Origin of the sequence: Marinitoga sp. 1197 (assembly GCF_001021165.1) — a bacterium.
GTDB lineage: Bacteria > Thermotogota > Thermotogae > Petrotogales > Petrotogaceae > Marinitoga.
On record NZ_AZAY01000001.1, the window covers coordinates 57423 to 68104 of the forward strand.

Consider the following 10682-nt stretch of genomic DNA (forward strand, 5'->3'; position numbering starts at 1 on the left):
TTTTCCATCTCCCACTATTTTAAACTATAGAATTCACAAATCTCATCTTTATAAAGTCCTTCTTTGCCAAGGGGAATCCTTATAATTCCATCTGACATTCTAAAAGGAGAAGCTATGCCAGATTCACCAAGAATAGGATGAGCTATAAATTCGTTTTCTCTGTTTTCTAGTTTCGCAAAAATAAATCTTTCTCTACCTTGAACAGATGGAACATTCGTAGAAACTCTAACATAATTTGAAATTTGCGGTAAATATTCTTTATATCCAGTTATCTTTTTCAATATTGGAAATAAAAATAAATATGAACTTACAATAAATGATGTTGGATTTCCTGGAAGACCTAAAATAACTTTTTCATCTGTTTTTCCAAAAATAACAGGTTTACCCGGTTTTACCTGAACACCATTATAAAACACTTCACCAAAATATTCTATTGTAGATAAAGAATAATCTCTTGCTCCTAATGAACTTCCACCAGAAATTACCACAACATCTCCATTTTCAAGTCCCCATTTGACAGCTTCTTTAAATTCATCCGGATTATCTTTTACTAATTTATACCTTTTTGCCTGATATCCCTTACTTGTTAACCATGCCATTAATGTGTAAGAATTTCCATCTCTTATTTGAGTTTTTTTTCTAGAAACTGATGGTTCTACAACTTCATCACCAGTTGGCACAATACATACTATGGGTTTTTTATAAACTTTTATTTTTGTTATTCCTAAACTCATTAAATTGTGAACATGTCCAATATTAATTATTTCACCTTTTGAAATTATAATATTACCCTTTTTTACGTCTTCGTCTTTTTTTAAAACATTTTCTCCAGGAGCTACAGATTTATATATTTCAACTCTTTTTCCAATTTGATTCGTATTTTCAACCATAACACATGCATTTGCCCCTTTGGGCAACATACCTCCTGTTGGAATTTTCACGCATTCTCCGGATTTTATCTCTTCACTATACTCTTCACCCATAAAAACCTCTCCAACAACCTTTAAAAACGCAGGATTGCCGTCACTTGCGCCAAATGTATCTTCTGCAAATACTGCATATCCATCTATTGTTGATTTATCAAATCCAGGCAAGTTTTCTGGAGAATATATATCATCTGCACTTGCAAATCCTATTGTGTCTTCTGTATTTAATTCAAAAGTTTCTCCATAAAAATTCAATTTAGATATGAAATTTTCATATATTTCTGTTCTTGGAACAAACTTCTGGAATCTTTTTTTCATGAAATTACCTCCTCAATAATTTTCAAATAAAGGAATAGATTTTCACCAAATTTTTTTTAAAAATACAATCATTTATCTTAATTCTTTATATGCAATAAAAATACTTCTATTTTGAATTATATCATTTTTCATTTTTTTTACAAAATCCTGTATTTTTTCTCACGAAAATTAAAATAAAAATAAAGTTTATTTTTTTGTCATTTTATTGTATAATTAAAAATAAAAAGATTTTTTCAGGGGGTGGAATTTTGAAAAGACGTTTTTATTTAAATAAAAAAGATTTAGAAGAAGCTATTAGTATTTATTTTAAGGAATTAAAATATTATTTTTCAAATGATGATGTAGAAATTATACATTCAAGAAATGCATTTAATAGAGTTACAGGGAAACCAATTTTTGCAAATGAAAATGTACCATCATACAATAGTAGCGCAATGGATGGTGTAGCTGTTATAAGTAAAAAAACATATGGTGCAACAGAATCAAATCCAATAATTTTAGAAAAAGGAAAGGATTTTGAATACATAAATACAGGTTTTCCAATAATCCAGCCATATGACGCAGTGATAATGATCGAAAATGTTGAAATTTTAGATGAAACCAGAATTAAAATACGAAATAGTGTTTTTCCGTATAAAGATGTAAGAAAAGTAGGAGAAGATATTTGTGTTGGTGAAATGCTGTTTCCAAGATATCATACACTAACAGAATCTGATATTTCATTCCTCCTAATGGCTAAAGTTTTTGAAGTACCTGTGATAAAAAAATTAAAAGTTTTACTTATTCCAACAGGAAATGAAATTGTTGAACCAGAGAAAAAAACAGAAGAGTTTCAAATACCAGAAACTAATTCATTAATGATAAAAAATTATATAGAAAAATTCAATGCAGAGGTTAATGTCAATGAAATTTTGCCAGATGATTTCGAAATTATCAAAAATACTATTATTTCAAAAATTGAAAATTACGATTTGATATTATTAAATGCAGGTTCTTCTGCAGGTTCAAAAGATTTTACATATTATGCGATAAATGAAGCTGGCAGAGTTATTATACATGGATTAAATATTAAACCTGGAAAACCTGCTATTTTAGGAATAATAAAAGGAAAACCCATAATTGGTCTTCCAGGTTTCCCTGTTTCGTGTAATATAATTTTAGAAGATATAATAAAACCATTGATATTAAAAAAGTCCAAAATGGAAATTTATTATGATAATCAGTTTGTAAATGGAATTTCAGGAAAAAGAATACATTCATCAATTACAGAAAAAGAATATTTGAGAGTTGGGATTGGAAAGGTTAAAAATAAATATGTAGCAATACCTTTAAAAAGAGGAGCGGCTAATATTTCTGCTGTTTCTAAACAAGATGGAATCGTTTATATAGATAAAGGTATAGAAGTTTTAGAGAATGGCGAAAAAGTAAAAATACAATTAAAAAGAGAAAAAAAATTAATAGACAAAAATATTTTAATTATAGGAAGTCATGATTTATTAATAGATTTACTGGCTGATTTTGTAAAAATATATGATAAAGACATAAATATTGTTTCTGCCAACGTAGGAAGTCTGGGTGGGATAATATCAATAGCGAAGGGATATGCGCATCTTGCAGGAATGCATTTGCTTGATCCAGAAACGGGAAAATATAATATCAGTTATATAAAAGATTATTTAGATAAATTTACACTGGTAAATTTATCATACAGAGAACAGGGATTTATTGTTCAAAAAGGTAATCCAAAAAATATTAAGAATTTTGAAGATCTAACAAAAAATGGAATCAGGTATATAAACAGGCAAAAGACAGCCGGCACACGAATTTTGTTGGATTATTATCTGGGAAAAAATAACATCTCTCCAGAAAATATACACGGTTATGCTGACGAAGAATATTCTCATGTAAATCTTGCCTTAAAAATCAAAAAAAATATGGCTGATGTTGGTTTGGGGATTAGAGCTGCAGCTAAAATATATGATCTGGATTTCATTCCTGTGGCTTTAGAAAGATATGATTTATTAATTCACGAATCATTTTTGAATGATGAAAGATATAATCTTGTAATGAAAATAATCACTTCAGAAGAATTTAAAAAAGAAGCAGAAAAACTTGGTGGATATATATTGAAAAATACAGGAGAAATATTATAAATACGTTTTTCAAAAAATTAAATTTTAATTGATTAATTATTAATTTTTGTGATAAAATATTATTGGGCAATACCCCTTCCGAGCCTTTATACCTAAAGCATATGCCATGGTAAAAGGCCAATGGGTATAACTGGAAACGGTTATGCCTCCCGTGTTTGGAAAGGAAGGAGAATAAAAAGGAGGGGTAAAATGTCTTTTAATGGCAAAATTTTAAGAGTTAATTTAACAGAAGGAAGTGTGAAAGTTGAGGAGTTGCCTAAAGATGCAGAGTTATATTTAGGCGGAAGAGGTCTTGCAACAAAAATGTTTTATGATGAAGTAGGCCCGGAAATCGATCCTCTTTCACCTGAAAACAAGCTATTTTTTGCTACAGGACCATTAACAGGAACAGCAGCACCTACTGGGGGAAGATACATGGTTGTAACAAAAGGTCCGTTAACAGGGACTATTGCATCAAGCAACTCAGGAGGGTATTTTGGGGCTGAATTAAAGTTTGCAGGTTATGACATGATAATTGTTGAGGGAAAATCTGAGAAGCCCGTTTATTTATCAATTAATAATGAACATGCAGAAATTAAAGATGCAGAACATTTATGGGGAAAGGATGTATTTGAAACTACTGATAAAATGTTGGAAGAATTTGGCGACAAAAAGGCAAGAGTTGCCTGCATTGGACCGGCCGGTGAAAAATTGGTAAAATTTGCTGCAATAATGAATGATAAACATAGAGCAGCCGGAAGAACAGGCGTTGGTGCTGTAATGGGAAGTAAGAATTTAAAAGGTATTGTTGTTAGAGGAAAAAATAGACCATCTGTAAAAGATCCTGCCAGATTTATGGAAGTTGTAAAAGAAAAAGTAAAGAAACTTAAAGAAAATGGTATTACAGGTGAGGGATTACCAAAATTAGGAACTAAAGTTTTGGATAATATAATAAATCAAAACGGACTTTATCCAACAAATAATTTTCAAGATTCTGTATTTGAACTTACAGATGAAATTTCAGGTGAAGCATTAGTTGAAAAAGGCTATTTAATTAAAAATATGCCATGTTTTGGCTGTCCAATAGCCTGTGGAAGAAGAGTTACATTACCTAATGGAATTGAAACTGAAGGTCCTGAATACGAAACAGGTTGGGCCTTTGGTGCGGATTGTGGAGTTTCAGATTTAATTGCTATCGTAGAAGCAAATCATCTATGTAATCAATATGGTTTAGATACAATATCTGCTGGAGCTACAATTGCCTGTGCTATGGAAATGTATGAAAAAGGTATTATTAAAAAAGAAGAGTTGAATAATGGACCAGAATTAAAATTTGGAAGTTCCGAAGCAATTGTATTTTACACAAAGCAAATTGGTATGCGTGAAGGTATTGGAGATAAATTAGCTGAAGGATCATATAGATTCGCTGAAAGTTATGGTCATCCAGAATTTTCAATGACAGTTAAAAAACAGGAAATACCTGCATATGATCCAAGAGGGGCTCAAGGACATGGATTAGAATATGCAACAAGTAATAGAGGAGGATGTCATGTAAGAGGATATATGATTTCTCCAGAAATATTAGGAGCACCAGAAAAATTAGATCCACAAGTGCTCGATGGGAAGGCTGCATGGGTTAAGGCTTTTCAGGATTTAACTGCAGTAATAGATGCTGGAGGGTTATGTTTATTTACATCATTTGCACTTGGAGCAGACGACTACAGAGATTTAATAAATGCTGCGTTAGGCTGGGATTTATCAACGGAAGAATTATTAAAAATAGGTGAAAGAATATGGAATTTAGAAAGAAAATTTAATCTGGAAGCTGGTATAGATCCATCGCAAGACACATTACCAAAGAGATTACTTAAAGAACCAGTAAAAGAAGGTCCAAATAAAGGTCAAGTAGTTCATTTGGAACAATTATTGCCAAAATATTATGAAATTAGAGGTTGGAATAAAGAAGGGAAACCAACAGAAGAAAAACTTAAGGAGTTAAAGATAATATGAAAGTAGAAATCAAATTTTTTGCTACTCTGAGATTATATCTCGGAGTAGCTTCTTTAACTTTAAATTTGGATAAACCAATTATAGTAGACGAATTAATAAATATACTTGTTGAAAAATTTAATGATAAAAAGGTTAGAGAATATTTAGTAGAAGGTAAAAAAATAAAAACTGGAACAATGATCTTAATAAATGGGAAAAACATATTGCATATTAACGGATTAAACACGGTGGTAGAAGAAGGTATGATTTCAATATTTCCTCCAGCAGGTGGGGGATAATATTGTTATGACAATGGTGGCATAATATAGTTATAATTTCAAAATGCAAAAACATAAAAGCAGCTTTATTTTTACTAAATACAACTTCTAAAGCTTCACTTATAGCTATTCCAAGACTACCTGGATTTTCTTTATCTATATCTAACATTTTTTTACCAAAATTAGTATCTAAACTCTGGCTTGGTGTTACCTTACCTCCAAAAAGATTTATGAGATGTTTTCTCATCTGATATTATCCCTTTTTTTCCACTCTTTTTGGAAGAGAGCCTTAATTATATTTCATTCTAGAAAAATTATAAAGGGTGTCCAAAAAGTAAAGTTGCTCAAACCTTAATTGCTAATCTTCAAAAATAGCATATTTTCGCCGGTCGTATCAGACTCACATCCATATTCGGCTTCACTCAATTTTGCATCCATGCAAAATTGACCGGCTTCATATGCTATTTTTTCAGGCAATTTTCGAGTTTTCGCTTACTTTGCTAATTGGACCGTGTATAATTAAAATAGAAAAATATCATAATTTGATATATAATAATAATGTAACAACTAAATTTGATGGATAAAGTTTTGTTGCACATATGGAATAGATAGTTTTTTTGGACTAAGCTTTAGAAGCTTGAAGGGTGTAGTTATCAACTCCTTTTAGCATGTTTTAGAGAATTAAGCGTTAAGCTTGTACAAAGCACGGTCATATGGCGAAAGGAGGTATTCCATATGATTACAGTAGGAATTGATATCGCATCAAAAAAATTTGATGTTGCTACTTTTGATGGTAAAAAGTTTAAACACTTTGTTTTCGAACAGTCATATGATGGTTTTAATAAATTTCTTCTAAAAGTTGTTAAACACATTAAAGATGAGTATATGATAGCAATGGAAGCTACTGGCACCTATCATATTCCTTTAAAACAATTTTTAAACAAAAGAGGTATTGATATTCTGGTATTACACCCATATTCTCTCAAGAATTTCATGAGAGCATTTAGCCATTCAAAAACTGATAAGATCGATGCTAAAAACATTGCTAAAGCTGTATATTTATTAAGCGATTATGTAATTAAATCATCTGAACCTGAGGATTTAGTTTTAGAGTTAAGAAATTTACTTAGAGCAAGAAAATCAATTGTTAAAACTTTTACTGCTTTACAGGTGCGATTAAAAGATGATTTAAAATTATATATGCCTGAATTATTAAAGCATTTCTTAGATATGAAATCTCCTGTTTTACTAAAATTATTATCAAGATATCCTACATTGAAATCAATAATGAAGCACAAAAGAAAAGTCATAAATTTACTTGCTTCAACTAAAAAATGGAATAAAGAAAAAGCATTAGATGTGATAAATGATTTAAAACATTCAATAGGAATAGAACATGATACTTCTGCTATAATAATCAAATCAAAAGTAGAATTAATTAAGAATCATATGGAACAGATAGAAATATTAGAAAAAGAAATACAAAGAATTTCAAATGAACTACTTAACACTCTCGATATTAATGAAATAAATACTGTTCCTGACAATAGCGATAGTAATAACAATAGTAACAATAACAGTGATAAAAATAATAACAATAACGATAATGATAATAATAAAATAGAAAATAAGTATATTCAGGCATATAAAGCAATAACTTCAATCCCAGGTTCAGGTGAATTAGTAACTCCATTTACAATAATATCAGAAGTAGGTGATATTACTCGTTTTAAAACTAAAAAACATTTCGTTTCATACATAGGACTTGATCCTACAGTATCTCAATCTGGTAAATATAAAAGAAACAAAAAAATATCGAAAAAAGGTAACAAACACTTAAGACATATATTTACATTATGGGCTGAGAGAGTTTTAAAATTAATGCCAGAATATCGAAAAAAATACCATGATTTAATTAAAAGAGGAAAACATAAAAAAGTGGCTGAAATCGCTATAGCAAGAAAATTAGCTGAATTAGTATATACGTTATGGACTAATAATACAGTATTTGACTATAAATATTTTAGATCAAGAATATTAAAAAATGCATAATCATTTAATCTACTAATATTCAAATTTATAATTTTAAAATTAACTTATATAAAAATTATAATTTTTCTAAACAATTGCAGCGATGATTTTTGCTGTAATAATGGGATAATTTTAAAAATTCTCTAAAATATTCCGTAACATATTTTTAATTTTATCTTCTTATTCTTTTAGAAAATACACCCTAAAATACAAATATATAACGAATTAAAAAAAGAAGGATACAAAGGTAGTTATGGACTGGTAAGCATTCATACAAGAAAAATACGACCAGAACAAAAAAATAATTACATAGAAAGAGAAAACATACAAACAATAAAAAGAAAAAGTATAATTCAACATCTATATAAACCAATAAACAAAATAAAAGAATTAACAGAAGAAATAATAGACAAAATAACTGACAAATATGAATATCTAAAAGAAATATATGAAGCAGTAAAAGAATTCAAAAAAGTGCTATTTTCCAAAAGCACAGAAAAATTACATAATTGGATAAAAAATATGAAAAAAGTTCTATTCAAGGGATACAGTGTTTCATAAATGGAATAAAACTAGACATAGTAGCAGTAGAAAACGCAATAAAATATGAATATAGTAATGGCTTAGCAGAGGGAAAAATAAACAAAATAAAATTAATAAAAAGAATGATGTATGGAAGATGTAAATTTGAAACATTAAAAAATAAAATTCTGTTGATTGAACATAATTAAACTAATCTAAGCATAATCACAGTTTATTCAAGTAACTTTGGAAAGAACCACTATTCACTTGACAAATACATCTCTTGACTTTTTAGAGAATACACCCTATATTAATATTAAAATATATACCTAAAGATACTTAAACCAATATAATAATAATAATAATAATAATAATAATAATAATAATAATAATATAATTATTAATTATTCTATACTAATTATAAGAGGGGTATAAATAATGAAAAAAATTTTATACATAAATTACTTATCCGAACATATAAATTATTTAACTAAAGAAATAATAAAATCTTTTATAAAGAAAAGAATACAACATAATGTACTTGTTTTTGATTCTATTGAAAAAAAAACTTTACCATTTAAAAAAAATTATTTAGAAATAGCAACTGTTTTTGATATAAATTATTTTAAAACAAAAAGTTTGAGAAAAATACTTACTAATTTATCGCCTGATTTAATAATAATGTATGATGATGCATTTTTGATGAATTCTAAAATAATAACTACTGCTAGAAAATTAAATATAAAAACTTTATATATTCAACATGGAATATATCCTTCTGGTAAGATAGGTAAAACCTCAAAATATATTATAAAGTCATTTAAAGATAAATTTTTAAGATATAAAGAATATTTTAAATTTTATTTTAATAATGTATCTTTTAAAGAATTATTAAAAAATAGATCTTTAAATCGAATATTAAAGATGTTTTTTTCTACTGAAAGCATTACTCCTAGTATAATAAGCGAAGAGACACATGCAGATTATGGGGCTGTTTTTGGAAAATTTTATAAGAATCTTATTGTTTCTAAAAAAGGATACGACTCTTCTAAAGTAAGAATCGTTGGAAATCCAGATAATAAAAAGATAAATATTTTTTATAATGAAAAATCACAAAATATTTTATATTTACATCAACCTCTAGTAGAGGCAAATATTATAGACAAAAATGAATTTATCCATATGGCAAAATATATGATTAAATTTGTAACAAACAATAAGAAAAATCTTCTTATAAAGCCACATCCAAGCTCGGATATAAAAAGCCTTAAAGAAATTTTTAATACAAGAAATATTGTATTTATTGATAGTTTAGAAGAAATTTCTGATATAGATATATATGTTGTATTTTCCCATTTTAGTACTTTAATGTTTTATTTTGTACTAAAAAAAATACCTGTTTTTTCTTTATATTTAGATTCATTAAATAAATTTTATAATATGGAAGAATTAAATATAATACGAAAGGTTATACCAAAAGATATAGAAAATTTAAATTATAAATATTTTGATGAACAATATTTAGAAAACTTGAAAAATCAATTATTATATTATATAAATTATGAGAAGAATTTTTATGAAGAAATAAATAAATTTATAATTAATATAATGAATTTACCAGTTTAAAATTAATGATAAAACTAGGGAAAAATATAAGAATAATAAAAATATTTGAATACATAGAATTATTCTATAACAGCAGAAAAAGAATACATAGTTCCATTGATTACATGACATCACAAGAATAAAGAAGTAGCCTGTCCAAAAAGTCTAAAGTCAAAAAAATTATAAATCTTTTTTAAAGGTAAATTATGAAGAATATTAAAAAGAACAATAAAATTGAATAAAACAACAGTAATACCAGCAAAAGTCAAATAATTTCTATTTCTAACATACCAAACATATTCAGTACCAAAAGACATATCCATAATACCATAAACTCTTTCAATCTCCCAACGTAATTTATAATCATTCTTAAAAGCAATTCTAAAAGATTTCATAACATATCTATTATAAGATTCATAATATTTAGTATTTCTTTTATTTAAATCAATAACAGGAATAGAACCAGAAGATTTAATCTTTGAAAAAATATCATAAGAATCATAAGCTGCATCTAATAAAATTTTAGAAAAAGATTTTATTGATTCAAATAATACATCAAAAAAATTTGATTCATGAATAGAAGCTTTTGCAACAGTAAAATCAAGAACAAAATCATTTTTAGCATCTAATGATAAATAAAGTTTTTTGCCAAATTCTTTACCTTTTAAAATATTATGAAATAATATTTTATTTATAATATAATTATAATATGATTTATTTCCAATAACTTCGCAAAGCGATGTTATTTGTAAAACCAAATTCTTCTTTGTTGAAAGTAGCTTTAGCAATACCTAATCTGGAATCTTTACATGGCTTAATAACATTAGCATCTATAGTTGCATGTGTCTTAGATAATTGAAAATTACTATATATCCAATTAA

8 protein-coding genes, 1 pseudogene and 1 riboswitch are annotated in these 10682 nt (G+C 27.3%); of the genes and pseudogenes, 6 read left to right on the forward strand and 3 right to left on the reverse strand.

Annotated elements, in window-relative coordinates; genetic code table 11:
• Positions 1–14 precede the first annotated feature (14 nt).
• Positions 15–1244, reverse strand: coding sequence for a molybdopterin molybdotransferase MoeA (locus tag X275_RS00265; protein ID WP_047266990.1), 1230 nt, complete (start codon positions 1242–1244; stop codon positions 15–17).
• 248 nt (positions 1245–1492) lie between these two features.
• On the opposite strand from X275_RS00265, the gene X275_RS00270 reads away from it, so the two are divergent.
• From X275_RS00270 to X275_RS00280, 3 genes are all read left to right on the forward strand, one after another.
• Positions 1493–3397 carry a molybdopterin biosynthesis protein gene (locus tag X275_RS00270; protein ID WP_047266991.1) on the forward strand — a complete coding sequence of 635 codons (1905 nt, stop codon included), beginning with the start codon at positions 1493–1495 and terminating at the stop codon, positions 3395–3397.
• 64 nt (positions 3398–3461) lie between these two features.
• A riboswitch (molybdenum cofactor riboswitch) is annotated at positions 3462–3579 on the forward strand.
• Between the two features lie 7 nt (positions 3580–3586).
• Positions 3587–5386: an aldehyde ferredoxin oxidoreductase family protein gene (locus X275_RS00275; RefSeq protein ID WP_047265504.1), complete on the forward strand. Its 1800-nt coding sequence runs from the start codon at positions 3587–3589 to the stop codon at positions 5384–5386.
• Complete coding sequence (locus X275_RS00280) at positions 5383–5664, forward strand: MoaD/ThiS family protein (RefSeq protein ID WP_047266992.1); 282 nt, start codon at positions 5383–5385, stop codon at positions 5662–5664. Before X275_RS00275 ends, X275_RS00280 begins: the two co-directional genes overlap by 4 nt.
• 73 nt (positions 5665–5737) lie before the next feature.
• Here X275_RS00280 and X275_RS11875 read toward each other — a convergent pair.
• A pseudogene (locus X275_RS11875) lies at positions 5738–5890 on the reverse strand (TrpB-like pyridoxal phosphate-dependent enzyme); the annotation flags it as partial.
• Positions 5891–6378: 488 nt separating this feature from the next.
• Here X275_RS11875 and X275_RS00285 point away from each other — a divergent pair.
• The 3 genes from X275_RS00285 to X275_RS00295 all read left to right on the forward strand — a co-directional run bounded on the left by X275_RS00285 (position 6379) and on the right by X275_RS00295 (position 9822).
• Positions 6379–7695, forward strand: a complete 1317-nt coding sequence (locus X275_RS00285) for an IS110 family transposase (RefSeq protein ID WP_047266993.1) — start codon at positions 6379–6381, stop codon at positions 7693–7695.
• Between the two features lie 488 nt (positions 7696–8183).
• Positions 8184–8405 (forward strand): ISL3 family transposase, encoded by a 222-nt coding sequence (locus tag X275_RS00290; protein ID WP_052913446.1) that lies wholly within the window; start codon positions 8184–8186, stop codon positions 8403–8405.
• 229 nt (positions 8406–8634) lie between these two features.
• Complete coding sequence (locus tag X275_RS00295; protein ID WP_047266994.1) at positions 8635–9822, forward strand: polysialyltransferase family glycosyltransferase; 1188 nt, start codon at positions 8635–8637, stop codon at positions 9820–9822.
• Between the two features lie 110 nt (positions 9823–9932).
• On the opposite strand, the gene X275_RS00300 is transcribed toward X275_RS00295, so the two are convergent.
• A complete protein-coding gene (locus X275_RS00300) occupies positions 9933–10559 on the reverse strand; it encodes a transposase (protein ID WP_047266995.1) in 627 nt (208 codons plus the stop codon).
• Positions 10560–10682: the final 123 nt, after the last annotated feature.

What these genes read in the sequence shown, in the direction of transcription:
- X275_RS00295 (WP_047266994.1), top strand. Translation starts at nt 8,635, where the DNA reads ATGAAAAAAATTTTATACATAAATTACTTATCCGAACATATAAATTAT.
- X275_RS00280 (WP_047266992.1), top strand. Translation starts at nt 5,383, where the DNA reads ATGAAAGTAGAAATCAAATTTTTTGCTACTCTGAGATTATATCTCGGA.
- X275_RS00265 (WP_047266990.1), bottom strand. Translation starts at nt 1,244, where the DNA reads ATGAAAAAAAGATTCCAGAAGTTTGTTCCAAGAACAGAAATATATGAA.
- X275_RS00275 (WP_047265504.1), top strand. Translation starts at nt 3,587, where the DNA reads ATGTCTTTTAATGGCAAAATTTTAAGAGTTAATTTAACAGAAGGAAGT.
- X275_RS00285 (WP_047266993.1), top strand. Translation starts at nt 6,379, where the DNA reads ATGATTACAGTAGGAATTGATATCGCATCAAAAAAATTTGATGTTGCT.